Source organism: Sphingomonas leidyi (genome assembly GCF_011761945.1).
Lineage (GTDB): Bacteria > Pseudomonadota > Alphaproteobacteria > Sphingomonadales > Sphingomonadaceae > Sphingomonas > Sphingomonas leidyi.
In genome coordinates, this window is the sequence record NZ_JAASQV010000001.1 from 429,191 (window position 1) to 448,731 (window position 19,541).

Here is a 19,541-nt window from a genome sequence, read left to right on the forward strand (position 1 = left end):
CCCATGTCCGCCCCCCGCCGCCGCAGCCGCCTCTTCACCACCTCGGCCTTTGGTACGCTCGCGCTGGCCGCGCTCTGGGCCGCGCCCGCGCAGGCGCAGCTCGTGCAGGGCGCCACGCCCGCGCAGAGCAACGGCACGGGGCCGACGATCGACCAGTCGGTGCCGAACACCACCACGGTGACCTTGGGCGGCTCGCGCACGGTGATCGACTGGGACAAGTTCGACATCAACGGCGGCGACACGGCGAACTTCGTCTTCGCCAACCGGAGCGACATCGTGCTCAACCGCGTCGGCGGCGCGGCGAGCACGATCAACGGCAATCTCAACGGCACGATCGGTTCGGCGGGCGGCACCGCGGGCGGCAATATCTGGATCTACAACGCCAATGGCGTGGTAATCGGCGCGAATGCCCGGATCAGCACCGGCGGCCTGCTCGTCACCACCGCGGCGATCGATCGCGCGACGGACAGCAGCGCGGGCGGTTTCCTCGACGGCAGCTCGACCCAGTTCGGCTTCACCGGCGCTTCGAGCGATGCCGGCATCACCGTGCGGAACGGTGCGCAGATCACCAGCCATGGCGGCGCGATCGCGCTGGTTTCCACCTCGGTCACCACCGAGGCGGGGTCGAGCATCTCGGCGCAGGACGGCGGCAACGTGCTCTACGGCGCGGCCGCCAAGTACAAGATCAGCTTCCGCCCGACCGGCGCGGACGATCTCGACCTGCTGAGCTTCGAAGTGGCGAGCGGGGCCGATGGCACGGCCAGCACGGCCAATGGCGGCGACCTGCTGTCGCTCGGCGGCAATACCAGCGGCAACCGCGTGTTCGCCGCGCTCGTCTCGAAGACCAACGTCTTCTCGCGCCTGTTGTCGACCGGGACGGTCACCGCCAGCACGGCGGCGCTGGACGAGACCGGCGCGATCATCCTCACCACCAACCATAACATCGTCAACGGCGCGGCTGCCGCCACGGCGGTCGCCAATAATGGCGGCGCGGATCTCGGCCTCGCCAACGCCGGAAGCCTCACGGCCCCGGCGATCACGGTGCGCTCGAGCGATTCGATCACGGGCGGCGGCGGCATCACTGCTGCCGGCGGCGCGGTGGATCTGGCCGCCGAGAATGGCGTGCTCTGGCTCGATAGCGCGGCGATCACCGCCGGCACCCTCAATGCGCGCGCGGGCGCGTCGCTGAAGCTTACCGGCGGCTCGAACCAGATCGACAAGGTCACCGGTCTCACCTCGGGCGATTACATCAGCCTATACAGCTACAGCGGCACCGGCACCGAGATCGCCGGCGACATCGTCGCGCCGGGCAATGTCAATCTCAACGTCGGCGGCGCCAGCGGCAGCGGCGTCATCCGCGCCGCCTATGCCGAGCTTTCCGGCGACGGCGCATACAACCTCGATACCGCCACCACGCTCGACTTCGTCTATGCGATCAACCACGATCTCACGGTCAACAGCACCGGCGACCTGAACATCGCGCTCACCGGGACCGCGAACAACCTCGGCAACCGGGTATTCCTCAACGCCGCCAACGGCGCGATCCACCAGAGCGCCGGCACCGGCGTGCTGAACGGCACCGTGATTGCGGGCGCGCGCGACGGCATCGATCTCACCCAGAACAACCTGTTCAGCCAGGTCTTCGTCAGCTCGCTCACCGGCGCCACGATCGACGTCAAGGGTGTGAACAGCTTCGACATCGGCGGCCTCACCACCGGCGTGATCAACGTGACCTCGGGCGGCACTGTCGGCGCCGGCAGCGGATCGAACATCGGCACGCTCAACATCAATGCGGCCGCGATCAACATCAACCAGGCCGCGCTTGGCGCGGTCAACTTCGGCAATCTGACCGCGACCAGCGGCGACATCGCCATCGCCACCGATTCCACGGTCAGCTTCAGCGGCGCCGTCACCGCGGCGAGCGGCCATGACGTGTCGATCACCTCGAACCTGGGCGCGATCAACCAGACCGCGGGCACGATCAGGGGCCGCCAGGTCCATATGTCGGCAGGCGGCTCGATCGTGCAGGGCCAGAGCGCGACGATCACCAGCACGGGGATGAGCACCGACTCCTTCGTGGCGGGCGACGACCTGATCCTCGCCGGCGCCAACAACATGGGCCTTTGGGGCCTTACTCTGGGTTGGGGCTCGGGCAGCGACGTCACCCTTCGCTCGGCGAACCGCATCTATTTCGACGGCGGCGCGACGCCGATCGGCACGCTGACGCTGATCGCCGACAATGGTAACATCCAGCAGGGCAGCGTCGCCTTCACCGCGAACACGCTCATCGCCAGCGCGACGCAGAGCATCGAGCTCGGCACCTCGCAGAACAACAGCATTGCCCATCTCGGCAATATCAGCAGCAGCACCGGCGATGTCAGCTTGCGCATGGGCGCGAACACGCCCGTGTCGATCGACGGCACGATCAGTTCCGCCACCAAAGTGCTCTTCACCGCGCGCGGCGCGGTAACGGGCAGCGGCACGATCGCCGCGCCGCAGACCTATCTCGATACCCAGAGCGGCGGCACGATCAACATCGCCGGCAGCACCACGCTGATCGGCCTGGGCACGGGCGGCGGCGATCTGACCGTCAACGCCACGGGTGGGCTGGCGGTCAACACGACCGTTGCCGGCAACAACCGAGCGATCACGCTGAACGCGGCGGGCGGGGACATCCTCCAGACCGGCGGTTCCGTCGTCGCCGTGTCGCTGCTGACCTTGAACGCCTCGGGCGACATCGATTTCGGCGCGGGCAGCTACATGTCGGGCGTCATCGCGGGCTCGACGGGCGGCGGCGATATCACGCTCCGCAACGCCGGCAGCACCAACCTGGCGGTCAATACCACGGGCGCGGTCACCCTTCTGGGCGATAGCTACGATATGAGCGGTGGGGGCCATGCCGGCTCGCTCACCGCCACGCTCGGCGGCGACCTGACGCTCGACATGGGCTCGGTCGGCAGTTTCGGTGCGCTGAGCGCCGGCGGCGACCTTTCGATCGCGCTCGACGGCGACATCAGGCTCACGGACACCGTCACTGCGGGCAACTCGCTGTTGCTCAACTCGCGCAACGGCGCGATCGTGCAGACCGGCGGCACGATCAGCCTGGGCACCGGCTTCGTCTTCCAGGCCGCAACCGGGATCGACCTGAACCAGACGGGCAACCATCTGGGCAACCATCTCGGTACCTCGAGCGTCATCGGCGCCAACGGCAGCAACGTGGTGATCCGCGGCGACTGGGTGAATGCCGGTTTCTCCGGCGTGTTCGGCGATGTCAGCCTGTATGCCGAGAGCGGCGATGTCGTCGTGAACCCAGGCCTCGTCGCCAATTCGATAACCGCCGAGGCCGCTGGCGACGTCGGGATCGGCAGCCAATTCGGCAAGGCCGATGTCACCACCTATCATCAGTTGCTTGGCACGCACGTCACTGTCTGGAACGATGGCGACTTCACGGTCGATGGGGATGTCGGCCGAGCGGGCGGTGTGGTGACGCTGATCGCGGCGAACGGCACGCTCACCCAGGCCGCCGGCACGATCTTCGGATCTGACATTTCACTCCGCGCCACCAACTCGGTCCTCCAGTCCAGCGCCGCGAGCGTTCAGGCGGACATCGGTGGTGTCTTTTTGGGGGATTCCGGTGCTGACCTGAAGCTACTCGGCACCAACCGGCTCGAATTTAATTCATTCAACTGGGGCGCCAACGCCACCGTAACGATACGCTCGCTCGGCGATCTGCACTTCGACACCGTTGGCACCAACCCTTCTAACCCTGCCATCGGCGCGCTCACACTGATCTCGGACACGGGTAACGTCGACCAGTGGGGCAGCTTCAACGCCGCCTCGCTGAACGTCCAGGCGCACGGCGACATCACGCTCTACGACCAGTATTCCGGCACGGCGAACAAGGTCGGCAGCGTCACCGGCCTGACGAGCGCGACGGGCAGCATCAGCTTTAAAGAAGACAATGGCTTCACCATCGATGGTAACATCAGCGCGGCGGCGGGCAATGTCTCCCTCAGCTCCGGCGGGGCGATCGAAACCTATTCGGGCAAGCTTTCGCTCGGCGGCACGCTGGCGGTAACCGCCGGCGGCGATGTCTCGTTCGATGTGGCCGGCAACATCCGGCTCGGTGCCGTGGACACCACCGTCGGCAGCGGCGGCAAATTCTACCTGGGCAGCGACAGCGGCATCGTGCTGACCGGCGCCGTCAATACCGGCACGCACGACCTGATCCTCTTTACGAACGGCGGCGCGATCACGCGCAACGGAGGCACGGTTTCGAACAGCTTCCCGGCCACGACCTATGCCACTGCCTCCGGGGGAATCGACCTCGCCGGTGCCGGCGGCGTGAACATCTGGGCGACCTCGACCGGCGGCGGCGGCATCCACCTGAGCGGCGACAGCTATATCGGCTTCTCGGTGAACACGACGGGCGACGTCACCATCGACAGCGCCGCCTCGGTCGGCAACAGCGGTGACGTGATCGCCCATTCGCTGGGGATCAACGCGGGCAACGGCATCAGCGTCTACGGCTCGAGCGCCACCGTCAATGTTGGTAGCTATCGCTATCTCACCACCGCGGCCGGCCAGCTCGAGATCCAGACCCCGGGCGACATCCATCTCGACGGCGACGTAACGGTAGGCGCCTCCGGCAACGCCGACTGGATCCATCTCCAGTCGACAAGCGGCTCGATCCTGCAGAACAGCGGGAAGATCGCCGGTGGCTATGCCATCACCCTGGATGCGGCGCAGTCGATCACCCAGAATACCGGTGCCCAGGTGATCAGCAATGGTCCGGGCGGTTTCTACTTTACCGGTACCGACGTGATCCTGCCCGGCGCGAACCAGATCGACGCGATCTCCAGCTATACGGTCAGCCACGACTTCACGCTGCGCAACGCCGGCGACATCCAGCTGTGGGGCAACACAGTCACCAGCACCGGCGACTGGAACCTGACCTCCGACAACGGATCGATCTCCGGCGTCATCCTGGCGCACAAGCTGACCGCCACCGCCACCAATGGCTTTATCCGGTTCAACGACGGCAACAGCGAGCTCACCGAGCTCGGCGCGCTGACCGCGAAGAGCACCGGCGGCGACAATGACGTCTACATCTACTCCAATACGCTGCTCAACCTGACCGGGAACATCACCGCCGGCGGCGTCAAGCTCTATGCCGCGAGCGGGATCAACCAGATCGGCGGCGTGATTACTGCGGACCGGCTCTGGACCGGCACCAGCGGCAGCCTGCTGCTCGGCGGCGCGAACAATTTCGGAACCCTGACGGAGGCCTTCCACCCGAATGGGGGGACCGTCACGATCCGCAACCGCGGGGACATCACGCTGCCGGGCGCGCAGAACAGCTTCGGCACGCTCACCCTGATCTCGGACCAGGGCAAAATCAGCCAGACCGATGCCATCACGGTCGCCACGCTGGTCGCTCAGGCCGCGACCGGCATCGACCTGTCGAACGCGTCCAACAACTTCACTACGCTGAACGGCCTCGTCACCACCGCCGGCGATATCCGGATCGGCGATACCGGCGGCTTCGCCATCGAGGGGGACATCAGCGCGGCCACCGGCACGGTGGCGCTCGCCAGCACCGGCGTCGGTGGCATCACGACCGGCACCACCACCGTCGGCTCGATCGTTACCCCGCACGGCAAGATCGATGCGGACACGCTGACGGTCAACGGCTTCAGCGCGACGCTGTACGCCAAGGACGACATCAAGCTCGGCAATTCGAGCGTGAGCAACGGCCTGACCATCACCGCCGATCACGATCTCGACCTAGCCGGGACGATCAATGCATCCGCCAGCCTGATCGCCAAGACCGGCGCGATCACCCAGAGCGGCGGCAGCTGGAACTCCGGCGTCTTCGGCGCCGCGTCGGCAGCCGGGGACATCACGCTCCTCCAGGGCAATCGATTCGGCACCTTCAACGCCCAGTCGAGCGGCGGCGGCACGATCCGCCTGAACAATGCGAACAGCGCGGCGCTGAACCTCGGCCTCACCACTTCGGGCAGCGCCGCCGTCACCACCGCCGGCGCGCTGAGTTCGAGCGGCATCACCGTCGACAGCCTGTCGGCGAGCGCCAACGCGATCGACCTGACCAGCAATGTGAACGTCAACAGGTTCACCGGGCTCGCCGCGGCGGGCGGGGACATTCGCGTCACGGTGGCCCATGGTTTCACGATCGAGGGCGACGTCACCGCCAGCAAGGCGACCGGGAAGATAATCGACCTCTGGGCGAATGGCGGCGCGATCACCCAGACCACCGGCACGATCTCCGCCTATGGCGTGACGCTGCGCGCCACCGGCAACGTGACGCAGGCCAGCGACGGCAAGGTCGATGCCAATGCCACCACGCTGGGCGGTGCCAACCTGTATCTGACGGGTGCCAACAGGTTCGGCCTCGGCACGGCAACCGCCATTGATTCGGCCGGCACGGTGCAGCTGCGGGGCGACGGGCTGTACCTGCAGTTCCTCAACCCGGCGGGCAACGTCACGCTCACCGCGACGGCCGGCGACATCCAGCTCACCAGCGACGGACTCACGGCCAGCTCGCTGACCGCGAACGCCAGCGGCGCGATCCAGATGTCCAACGGCACCAGCCATGTCGGGACGATCCACGGGCTGAGCGGAACCAACATCAGCTTCACCGGCGACGCCTTCACCATCGACGGCGATATCACGGCCGACGCCGCCACTGGCATCGTCAGCCTGACGGCGGACAGCGGGAACCTCAGCCAGGCGGCGGGCACGATCTCGGGCGCCTATGTGAGCCTGACGTCGAACAACAGCTCGGTGCTGCAGGATGCGGCCGCGAAGGTCGTGGCAGGCAGCGGCCTGGCCGTCACCAGCGCCCATGGCGACATCGCGCTCAAGGGCGCGAATGATTTCAACGGCACCAACGGCAGCACGCAATTCATCTATGGCAGCGGCAAGAACGTCTGGATCCACAATCTCGGCAGCATCGCCTTTACCGGCGGCACCGTCGGGGCGCTCAACCTGTTCTCCGACAATGGCGCGATCACCCAGGCCGGCGCGATCACCGCGGCCAGCCTGAACGCGAGCGGCGGAACCGGCGTCACGCTCAACACCAGCGGCAACGCGATCGACACCGTGGGCACATTGAACGGCGGCACGGGCAACGTCACGCTCAAGACCGCCAACGCGCTCACCCTGACGGGCGACATCGGCGGCAACACCGTCACGCTGACCGGCGCCAGCACGATCGTCCAGAACGCCGGCGCGATCACCGCGAACAATTTCACCGCCAACGGCACGGCTCTAGCGTTCAACGGCACCAACTATGTCAGCCAGATCGACGTCCTGAACGCCAGTGCCGGCAGCGCCTCGTTCATGAACCGGTCCGGCATCCTCATCGGCGGCCATGTCAGCGCGACGCAGGATGTGTCCTTGACCTCGCAGATCGGTGCGATCGGCGGTGCGGGCTATGTCTCGGCCAACGCGCTGAACCTCTCGTCCGCGCGGAACATCACGCTCGACAATGCAGCGAACGCGTTCAGCAGCCTGACGCTCTACGCCATGGCCGGCGACGTATCGCTGACCAACCATAACGGCTTCCAGATCGCCGCCGGCGGCGTCAACGCCGACATCCACAGCGTGACCTTCGATCTCGGCGGCGGCGCGCTCACGGCATTCGACGCCAACAGCAAGATCACCACGGGCCGGCTGAACCTCACCGGCAACGGCAGCAACGCCACCGTCTATGGCGGCGCCACCTTCGGCCTGGGCGACATCACGCTCGGCACCGGTACGCTCGATGTCACCGTGGCGGGAAATCAGGACCTGGCGCTGGGCGGCGACATCCTCGCCCGCATCGTCTCGCTTTCGAGCGGGGGGACGATCACGCAGAGCAGCGGCGTGGTGACGACCGGCACGCTCAACCTGTCGTCGCATGGCGCGATCTTCTTCGACAGCGCCAACAATGTCGCCGGCATCGGCGCAGTCGACACGCATGGCCCGGGCGATTTCGCTTTCCGCAACGCCGGCGACCTTGTCCTCACCGGCGCCGTCACCGTGAACAAGGCGACGCTGAACTCGAACACCGGCTCGGTCACCGGCAGCGGGCTCACGGCAAACACGCTCGTGGTCGACGCCGCGACGGGCATCAACCTTTCGGGCAGCCTCGCTTTCTTGCGGGATCTGACGAGCGCCACCGGCGGGATCGACATCAGCAGCAGCAGCGGCGTGCTGAACCTCTATGGAAACATCAACAGCGGCCTTGCCGGCACGACGCTCAGCGCCGCCGGGATCACCCAGACTTTGGGGATCATCACCGCTGGCGCGCTGACTATTTCCTCGACCGGCGATGTCGATCTGACCAAGGCGAACCAGGTCCAGAGCACTGGCACGATCAGCACCGGCACCAACTTCTTCCACTTCGCCAACGCCGGCGGCTTCAACGTCGGCGGTTCGATCATCGCGGGCAATGTGGAACTCACGGCCGGGGGAACCGGCTCGATCACCCAGACCAGCTCCACCGTTGCCGCGGCGACGCTGACGGCGACGGCGGGCGGCGACATCAGCTTCGATCGCGCCAACAGCGTCGGCCTGTACAATGCCCAGGCCGGCACCGGCCGCACGATCACGCTGCGCAACGACGCGGACCTGGTCGTCAAGGCGATCACCGCGCAGGATGGCACGGTCAACCTGACCTCGAATACCGGATCGGTCGGCCAGCAGGTTGTGCCCGGCAATTCGATCTGGACCGGCACGCTCAATGCCAATGCCGCGACGGGCATCGATCTCAGCCAGTATAATTACGTCAATACGCTCGGCAATCTGAGCGCCGCCGACTCGATACGGTACAACAGTGCCGGCACGGTGATGCTCGGCGGAAACATCAGGGCCGGCGGCACGCTGGCCATGAACGTCGGGGGCTATATCGGCCAGCTCACCGGCACGATTGCCGCGGATCATCTCGATCTGAACGCGACAGGTATCGCGCTGATGAGCGCGAACGACATCGGCTCGACCAACGCGAGCAACCTCGTCGCGACCGACGACATCACCTTCCATTCGGCGAACGCGATCCTGCTTGGCAATGTCAGCACCTCGGGGCTGCTTTCGCTCACCGCAGACAGCGGCGACGTCCGGCAGATCGCGGCGTTCGCCGCCGACCGGCTCGATGTCAGCGCGGTTGCGGGCGATATCGTGCTCGATCGGGTCAATTCGGTCAGCACGCTCAACGACGTCACCGCCGGCGGCAGCTTCCGCCTCGGCAGCGACCGCAGCCTGACGCTCGACGGGCGGATTTCCGCGCCCGGCCTGGTGAAGTTCAGCATCGACGGCAGCCTGATCCAGACCGGCACCACCGGCATCTTCACCAATGCGCTCGAGGCGAGCGCGACGGCCGGCCTCAGCCTGCTGAACCACAACCATGTCGGGCAGGTTTCGCTCGATGGTGGTGGGCACGACGTGCGATTCCACAATGTCGGCGCCATCGCGATCAATTCGATCAACGCGGCGGGTGCCACGATCGAGCTGATCTCCGACACCGGCACGATCACGCAGAGCGACCCGGTGAACGGCGCGCTGATCGGCTCGCTGATCGTCAACGCGGCCGGTGGCGCCACGCTGCTGGGCAGGGACAACCAGATCGCGCATCTCGACGTGATCAGCGGCGGCGATGTGAGCATCGCCAGCGGCACCAATGGCTATGGCGGCATCATGACCGTCGACCGGATCGCCGCGGCGGGCCGGCGCGTATGGCTCACCAACAGCGTCGCCGCGATCAACGGCGGCAATATCACCGCGGACTATCTGTACCTGTTCGGGCTCGGCGTCGATCTCACCGCAGCCGCCAACAATGTCGGCACGCTCAATGCGCACACGCCCGGCGGGAACCTTGCCTTCACCAACACCGGCGATCTCCTGATCGACGGGATCGTGACCAACGGGGCCACCGACGTCACGCTGCGCAGCGAGCAGGGCGCGATCACGCAGGCGAACAATGCGATCGTCACCATCCGCGGGCTTACCGCCTATGGCCGCGACGGCGTATATCTCGGCGGTGCGATCGATCGGATCGACGGACTCTCGGCGGCCAGCGACAAGAATGTGACCGTCTTCTCGAGCCATGCGCTCGATATCGCGGGAGACATCACCGCAGGGAGTGCCACGCTCCAGTCCAATAGCGCGGGCGGCGCCATCAACCAGAGCGCCGGTACCATTACCGTGGACCGCCTCTACGCCGGCGCGTCCGGTGCCATCGGCCTCGATCGCGCCAACCATATCGGCGAGATCACGGGGCTGAGCTCGCTCAACGGCGCCACGATCAGCCTGACCACCCAGGGCAACCTGACGCTCGACGGCTTCGTGACGGGCGGCGACCTCAATTTCGACACCGGCACCGGCAGGCTGAGGCAGGTCAGCGGCACGCTCTCGGGCGGGCGCGTCGCGGTCACCGCGGGCGACGTCGTGCTCGACGGGGCCAATACGGTCTCCGAATATTATCTCGCCTCGACCGGCGATGCGACGCTGCGTGCCGCCGGCGCGCTGCGGATCGGCGGCCAGGCGAATTCGATGACGGTGCGCGCGGGCGGCGCGATCACGCAGCTCAGCGCGCTCTTCGTCGGATCGCTCGACGCGAGCACGACCAGCGGCGGCATCAGCCTCAACCTCGCCAACCATATCGACACGATCGCCGGGCTGGGCGGCTCGGATGTCTTCGTCCACAATGTCGTCGACCTGGATATCGCCGGCGACGTGAATGGAGGCAGCCAGGCCTATTTCCTCGTCGACGGCAGCCGGATCGTCCAGAGCGCGGGCACGATCTCGGCCGGCAACGTCACGTTTTCCGCGGGCGCCGGCATCGACCAGGCCTCGACCGCCAAGATCATCGCGAGCAGCTTCAACGGCACCGCCGGCGCTGGCCTGTCGCTGGCCGGCGCCAACCAGATCGACAGCGCCACGCTCTCCACCTCGAGCGGCAATCTGCTGTTCCGCAACAGCGGCAGTCTCGACGCCGCTGCCTTCACTTCGCCGGGCGACCTCACGCTGATTTCCGATACCGGCTCGATCACCCAGTCGGCGGCGCTGTCGATCGGCGGCACGGCGAGCTTCAGCGCGGCGGGGGACATCACGCTCGCCAATGGCGGGAACAGCTTCCTGTCGCTGGGCCTGATCAGTGCCGGCGGCAATCTCGACCTGCGGGCGACGAACCTGACGCTGACCGACGATGTCACGGCCCGGAACATCTGGCTCCAGACCACCGGTGGCATCAGCCAGCAGGGCGGCACCGTCACCGCCGACAGTCTGGGCGGCATCTCCAATGGCGGGATCGCCCTGGGCAATGCCAACCAGATCGCCTCGATCGGCGAGCTGCGCGCGCGGGCGGGCGACCTGACGCTGCACGTCACGGGCGATGTGAGCCTGACCAACGCGGTCGCCGCCGCGGGCAATCTCGTGACGCTCATTTCCGACACCGGCGGGATCACCCAGGCGAACAATCCCGATGCGGTGATCTATGGCAGCAGGCTCAATGCGAGCGCCGGCGGCAACATCACGCTGGGCGGCGCCAACCAGTTCGGCGTGCTCAGCCTCACCCTGCCGGGCAGCGCCACGGTCAACACCGTCGGCAACCTCATGCTGGCCGACACCGTCGACGTGGGCGGCGACCTGTCGCTCACTTCGGGCGGGCGGATCACCAGCTATGGCGTGACCGGCGGCGTGACCGGTACACTCACGTCGCACGCCCAGGGCGGCATCGCCATCGCATTCAACAGCGGCGATGTCGGCGCGTTCGGCGACCAGATCACTGCCTCGGGCGATGTCAGCCTCCTGAGCGAGCATGTCCACCTGACCGGCCGCGTCACCGCGAGCGGGGCCTTCAGCGTGCAGGCGACCAACGGCTCGGTCACCCAGGCGGCCGGCTCGGTCATCACCGCCGCCAGCGCCGACGGCTCGGCGACCGGCGACCTGCTGCTGGGCGGCGACAACACGATCGGCAGGATCAACGGGCTGTCCGCGGTCGGCGACCTGGCCTTCAAGACCAGCGGCGGCATCCAGATCGCCGGTGCGCTCACCGCCGGCAGCAGCGCGACCATGACGCTGATCGCGGGCGGGGACATCGACAATGGCGGCACCGCCGCCGTCTCCGGTGGCACGCTGATCGCATCGGCGGCGGGCCATTGGGTGCAGTTCTACGGCAACGGGCTGGTCTCGTTCGGCAAGCTCGGCGATACGAGCGCCGACAATTTCATACTCTACAACAACGGCGCGGTCGATCTCGTGGGCAACGTCGTCGTGACCAGCGGGATGGTCGTCGACGCGACCGGCGCCATCACCCAGTCCGACGGCAGCCTCACGGTCCGTTCGCTGTCGCTCTATGGCCGCGGCGGCGTCACGGCCGACCGGGAGAACCACGTCGTCCGGCTGCAGGGGAATACCTATTCCAGCGCTGCCTTCCGCTTCACCAATGCCGGGGACCTGACGGTTCTGGGCAATATCGGCAGCGGCGACGTCACGCTGAACGTGGACGGCGATCTCACCACCAATGCCGGGATCGGCACGCTGGGCGTCATCACGCTCAACGCCAACGGCATCCAGACCGGCGAACTCCGGGGCAACGACGTCATCGTCAATGGCGGCGCGCATGACGTGCACATCGGCCGGATCCTCTCGCAGGACGATGTCTCGGTGACCGGCACCGGCTATGTCAGCGTCGGCTCGCTCGACCTGCTCGGCGGCACCGATGTGGCGGGCGACGGCTATAATGTGCGGATCTCGGGCGGCGACGTCCTGCTGGGCGCCGCGAGCGGTGCCATCACGGCCTCGAACTATCTCAGCTATGGGGCGGGAGTCACGCCCGGCTCGGTCGCGATCCTGGCCACCGGCAACGCCACCGTCGGCGTCACGGATGCGAATGCCGCCATCGGCATCTCCGCTGCCGGCGACGTGCATGCGGAGTCGATCAACCAGTTGCGGATCGCCGGCGCCAGCGGCGCGAACGTCACGCTGATCGCGGGCACGGACCTGACGCTTTCGGGCAATTTCCTCGCGAACGGCGCGCTCACCGCCACCGCGACGGCGGGCGACGTGCTCGGCGCATCGGCTCGGCTCGGCGCGGGCCTGACGACGGACGGGGCCCTGACCGTCAACGGCGGCAACATCGCCCTGCTCGAGGCGAGCGGCAATTACGACGTGACGCTCAACGGCACCGGCGCGGTCGATATCGGCCTGGTCTATGTCGGTCGGAGCTACACGCTGAAGGGCGCCAGCTTCCTTGGGGCCGCGCTGACGCCGGTCGGCACCCGGACGGGCGACTGGAGCCTGACCAGCCTGGGCGATCTCGACCTGGGCGGAACCACGCTCGAATATCCCCGCGCCATCGACTTCCAGATCGACGGCCTGCTCAGCAACGGCACGATCCGCTCGGCCGGCGGCGCGGTGACCGGTTCGGCCGGCACGATCAACCTGTACGAACTGCTCGGCGCGACGGGCGTCGACGTCTCCACCACGACCGGCGGGTTCGAGGCCTTCCATGTCGATGGCGGCACCGGCATCGCCCGCATCGCGAGCGCGACCGCGATCGACCTGACCGGCAGCATCGAAGCCGGCGGCGACGTGCATCTCTCCACCGGCAGCGGCGGCATCGCCACGGGCTATGCCAGCGCGGGCGGCAGCATCACGCTGTACGCGCAGGGCGGGAACGCGGTCCTGCGCCAGGCGAAGCTCACCGGCGCGGCTGGCGATCTCCTCGTGCAGAGCACCAGCGGCGATGCGGTGCTCGGCGCGGACAATTACCCGGGCGTCGGCAACGACACCTATTTCGAGCGCGCAGCGGGCGCGACCGGCAATGCCAGGATCCTGGGCAGCACCGGCGCGTTCGTGAACCTCGATCATTCGGCAGCGCTGACCCAGGTGATGGGAGCGGACGCCGCGGTCAACCTGCGGAACGGCGACCTGTCGATCGATACGCTGACGGCCAATGCGGGCACCGCCAGCGCCTATCTGGGCAACGGCGCGCTCACCGTGAACACGGCCTCGGGCGACACGGTCGATCTCCAGGCGATGGGCGGCAACCTCGTCCTGGGCGGCGGCGGCATCACCGCCAACGATCTCTATCTGACCAGCAACCGCGTGGTCGACACCACTGCCGTCTCCCTTCTCGAGGCCGGCAACTATCTCGAGATCGACGGCGGCGAGGTCCGGGCAGCCTCGCTCGGCTCGGGCGGCGACCTGGTCGTGAACGGCGATACCGGCGGGATCGCGATCGACGCGTTGCGCGCCGGGCGGGATGCGTCGGTCGTCACCACCGGCAACCTGGCGATCGATCGGATCTCGCTCGCGGGCGGTGGCCAGTTCGCCGCAGGCGGCACCGCGACGGTGCGCAGCCTGGCCGCGGCCGACGGCTTCGCGCTCGTCGCGCAGGGCAATGTCGTGCTGGGCGCCGATGCGGGGGTGAGCCCCGGAAGCCATTACTCGGTCGAGACGGGCGGCACGCTGGGCGGCTGCGGTTGCGGCAGCGGCGGCGGGACGGTCGCCTCGCTGGGCGGCGATGTGTCGATCAACCTGTTCAGCGTGACGGGCGTGCTCGACGCGGTCAGCGCCGCCACGGGCGATGTCGGCATCTCGATCGGCTCGGGCGATCTGGGGATCAATTTCCTGCAGGGCCACAACATCGCCGCTTCGGTGCCGGGCGTGCTCACGGTGACGAACGTGGAGAGCGGCGGCGGCAGCTATTCGCTGACCGCGGCGGACTTTGGCGGCCTTGCGCTCAGCCCGACCCTGTCCGCCGGCGCCACCCTGGGCGACGTCACGATCATCGACACCGATGGCGACCTCAGTTCGGCGGGCTTCCTCCAATCCTCGGGCAATATCCGTGTCGAGGCGCGGGGCGGGGCGATCACCGGCGCCTTGACCCTCATCGCCGCCGGCGACGTCACTGCGATCGGCCGGGGCGTAGGGCTGCAATATGTGTCCGGTCGCGACGTCACGATCGATGCCGGTACGGGCACCGCCGCGATCTCCAGCTATCTGAGCGTCGACCGCGACTACACGGTCACCGCCGGAGACTTTGCGGGCAATGTCCTGGCGGTCAACGGCGCCCGGGCAGGCGCGCTCCGGATCACCGACACGGTGGGCGATTTCGACTTCGGCGCGAACGGCTTCGCCTTTGGCGGCGCGATCCGCATCGATGCGCTGCACGGGGCGCTGCGGGTCGGGGCGCTGGATGCCGGCGCCGGCATCCTTCTGAACGGTTCGGGCGTCTCCGCCGGCATGCTCCGCGCGGATCAGGGCGGGATCGAAGTGGCGAGCAGCCAGGGCATCGATATCGACGGCGCCCATGCGCTCGATTCGATCCGCTTCCAGGCGGGCGGCAATCTGCGCCTGGGCGAGGCCTCGCTCAGCGGCACCGGCGCCAATATCCTTGCGCTCGGCGCGGGCGGGGACCTGGTGTTCGGGGCGGCCGACCAGGCCTCGATCCTCGGCAGCAGCGTCTTCCGCAATCTCGGCACGCCGCTGAGCGGCACGAGCATCCAGGCCGACGGCGCGGTCGCGATCAACTTCTACCGGGCCGATGCGCTGGCCGGGATCCGCGGCGGCACCGTGCAGCTCGCGGTCAGCACCGGCGACTTCTCGGCGGGCGCCATCCGGGCGGTCGGCGCGATCGCGGTGCAAGGTCCTTCGGGCAGCCTGGCGCTCGGCAACCTGACCAGCAACGCGGGCCACATCGACGTCGCGGGCCAGGGCAATACGACCCTGGGCGACGTTTCCGGCAACTTCGTCGTCAACCTGCTCTCGGGTGCCGGCAACCTGGCCTTCGGCAATCTCGGCGGTGGCGACGTGCAGCTCACCGCGGCCGGCGGAATCACCGCGGCGAGCGTCTCGGCCGGCACGCTTGGCGTGGTGGCGATCGGCGGCAATGCCGATCTCGATCACAACGGCACCGGCTCGCATGTCGGCAGCCTGGGCAGCGTGACGATCGGCAATGGCGACTTCCTGCTGCGCAACCTCCAGGACCTGAGCCTCGACGGCGTGATCGATGTGAACGGCGTGCTGGACTTGCAGGTGGCCGGGGCGCTGACGCAGAACGCCTATTACATCGTCGCCGATCGCCTGCAGGGCAGCGTGACCGGCGCGGCGGTGCTGGGCGGCGGCAACAGCATCGGCGCGCTGGGCAATTTCTCGAGCAACGGCCTGAAGCTCGGCAACAGCACGGCGCTAGCGATCGACGGCCTCGTCCAGGGCAATGCCGGCGCGGTGACCATCGCCTCGCATGGCGGCATGACGATAACCGCCAATGGCCGCATTGCCTCTTCGGCCGCGGGGGATGCGATCACGCTCTCCTCGGACGGCCGGTTCCTCAACCTGGCGGGGGCCGGGACCCTCGCCACGCCGAACGGCCGCTGGCTGATCTACACCCAGACCGGCGGCAATTCGGGCCATTCCGATCCGAACAACGATTTCGGCGGGCTGGCGGGCACCAGCTATTACGGCGCCATCTATGATTTCGGCGCCGGCAGCTTCACCACCGCGCCGAACGCGGGCAACCGCTTCGTCTATGGCTATCGCCCGGTGCTGACGGTCACGCCGGACAGTTTCCACGTCACCTATAACGGCGCGGTCCCCGTCCTCACCGCGACGATCACCGGGCTGGTGAACGGCGACAGCGGCAGCGCGGCCTGGTCGGGCGCGGCCGCACTCAGCGGTGCGCGCCGCGACGCCGGGACCTATGCGGTCTATTCCGCGCTCGGCTCGCTGGCATCGGACATGAACTATGCCTTCGGCTTCGGCATGGGCACGGTCGTGGTCGATCCCCGCGTGATCAGCGCGATCCTCACTGCCGACAGCCGCATCTATGACGGCACCACCAACGCCACCGGCAGCCTCGCGCTGAGCGGCCTGATCGATGGCGACCAGGTGGCGGCGAGCGGCGTCCTCGCCTTCGACAGCAAGAATGCGGGCAGGCGCATGGCCACGGCGAGCGGCATCACCCTCTCGGGCGCGGATGCGGGCAACTATGTCGTCAACACGACGACGACTGCGCTGGCGGACATCCTCGCCAAGACGATCACCGCGACGCTTTCGGCCAATGGCCGCACCTATGACGGCACCACCAATGCCACCGGCAGCCTTACGCTGAACGGCCTGATCGGCAACGACCAGGCGGCCGCGAGCGGCACGCTGGCGTTCGACAGCAAGAATGCCGGCACGCGCACCGTCACGGCGAGCGGGATCACGCTGTCGGGCGCGGATGCGGGCAATTATGTGGTCAGCGGCACGGCGACCGCGCTGGCGGACATCCTCGCCAAGGCGATCACCGCGACGCTGACGGCCAATGGCCGCACCTATGACGGCACCACCAACGCCACCGGCAACCTGGCACTGAACGGCGTGATCGGCGGCGACCAGGTGGCCGCGAACGGCACGCTGGCGTTCGACAACAAGAATGCGGGCATCGGCCACACCGTCACGGCGAGCGGCATCGCGCTCTCCGGCGCCGATGCCGGCAACTATATCGTGGGCACGACGGCGACGGCGCTGGCGGACATCCTCGCCAAGACGATCACCGCGACGCTGACGGCGAACGGCCGCACCTATGACGGCACCACCGCCGCCACGGGCACGCTCGGCCTGAACGGCGTGGTCGCGGGCGATACGGTGTCGGTCGGCAGCACCGGCATGGCCTTTGACAGCCGCAACGCCGGCGTCGGTCGCACGGTCACGGCGAGCGGCATCACCCTCTCGGGCGCGGATGCGGGCAATTATGCGGTCAGCGGCACGGCGACCGCGCTGGCGGACATCCTCGCCAAGGCGATCACCGCGACGCTGACGGCCAATGGCCGCGTCTATGACGGCACCACCGCCGCCACCGGCACGCTCGGCCTGAACGGCGTCGTCCTGGGCGACCAGGTCGGCGTGAGCGCCGGCAGCATCGCCTTCGACAGCAAGAATGCCGGCAGCCGCACCGCCACTGCCAGCGGCCTCGCGCTGAACGGCGCCGATGCGGCGAACTATACGATCGGCGGCACGGCCACCGGTGCCGCGACGATCGCCCAGCGTGCGATCACCGCCACCGCGACGGCGGACAGTCGCGCCTATGACGGCACCACCGGCACCACCGGCCGGATCGCGCTTACCGGCGTGATCTCGGGCGACGCGGTGACGGGCACCGCCACCTATCGCTTCGCCGATGCCAATGCCGGCACCGGCCGCGCGGTGCAGGTGAGCGGCCTGGCGCTCACGGGTGTGGACGCGGGGAACTACGCCGTCAGCCTGTCCGGCGCGCCGGTGATCGCCGACATCACCCGCCGTGCGGTGACCGTGACTGCGCAGGATGCGACCAAGCTGTTCGGCCAGCCCGATCCGGTGTTCGGCTATGCCGTCTCCACCGGTTCGCTGGTGAACGGCGACGGCTTCACCGGCGCGCTGGCCCGCATCGCCGGCGAGCAGGTGGGCAGCTATGCGATCGGGCAGGGCACGCTCGCGCTGTCGGCCAATTATCTGCTCACCGTGATCCCGGGCACGCTCGTGATCAGCTTCACCCGATCGGGCGCCGATGCCAGCGACGCCCTCAGGATGCTGCGAGTCCGCGGCGGCAGCGGCTTCTCGCTCGACCAGAACCCCTCCCGGAATCTCGAGGGCGATGGCGAGCGCGAAGGCGCTGGCGACGGAGACAAGTAGCAAGAGAGCCCGCGCGGTCCGGCCGCGCGGGCTCTCGGCCCTTTTCGGGGGGCGGGCGCCGCGCGGGTCGCGGCGCCCAACGAACCGGGCGCGGCGCATGCGGAACGATTGATCTGGATCAATCCCTCGGCCGCCGATCGGCGTCCAGGTGCAGCGTCAGGTCGGCCCAGGCGTGTCCGTGGCGCAGCATGTGCCGGGTCAGCCGCTCATAATATTGGACGAAGCGCCGGACCTCGGCATCGGACATCGGCCCGCGTGCGGCATGTTCCTGCTCGATCCGCCAATCGGCCACCACGTCGAAGCCGGGCGCCTCGAGGAAGACGAGCTGGTCGATCCGCGCCCAGAGCGCCTGATAGGCACCGGCCAGCCGTGCGTTCACCCAGCGCCGCCAGCGGCCGTCCGCATCGTGCACGCGCTCCAGGTCGTTGATCGGCGCGACGAGCTCCGCCGCCGCCTGGGGTCGCATGCCCAGGCACCAGCCCTCCAGGATCAGCATTTCGGCGGGCCCGGCCACGCGCTCGGGGCTGCCGGGCTCGTCGCGCGCCTTGTCGAAGCGGGGGAGCAGGGCGGGGCCGTGCGCCAGCGCTTCGATCGCCGCCAGCCCGGCGGCGACGTCGTGCGTGCCCGGCACGCCGCGCGTGCGCAGCAGGGGATGCACGGTCTCGGCGAGTCGTTGCCGGGCGGCACCGTCGAGATAGAGATCGTCGAGCGACAGCACGGGGCAGCCGAAACGGGCCGCCAGCGCGCGCGCGATCGTCGACTTGCCGCTGCCCTGCGCGCCGGCGATGCCGAGCACGAAGGGCCGCCGCCGGCCCGGGCGGAGCCGGGCGGCGATGATCCCGGCCGCGGCGGGGAGAGGCTGTACCTTGTCCATCTCCCCGCTT

2 protein-coding genes are annotated in these 19,541 nt (G+C 68.2%); one reads left to right on the forward strand and one right to left on the reverse strand.

Translation table 11 applies throughout. The features are described 5' to 3' along the window. Positions 1-3: 3 nt before the first annotated feature. Positions 4-18,657 (forward strand): YDG domain-containing protein, encoded by an 18,654-nt coding sequence (locus FHR20_RS02345; protein WP_167298045.1) that lies wholly within the window; start codon positions 4-6, stop codon positions 18,655-18,657. A gap of 118 nt (positions 18,658-18,775) precedes the next feature. Here the strand turns inward: FHR20_RS02345 and FHR20_RS02350 are convergent, their stop codons facing one another. After that, complete coding sequence (locus FHR20_RS02350; RefSeq protein ID WP_208413371.1) at positions 18,776-19,531, reverse strand: kinase; 756 nt, start codon at positions 19,529-19,531, stop codon at positions 18,776-18,778. Between the last annotated feature and the right edge of the window lie 10 nt (positions 19,532-19,541).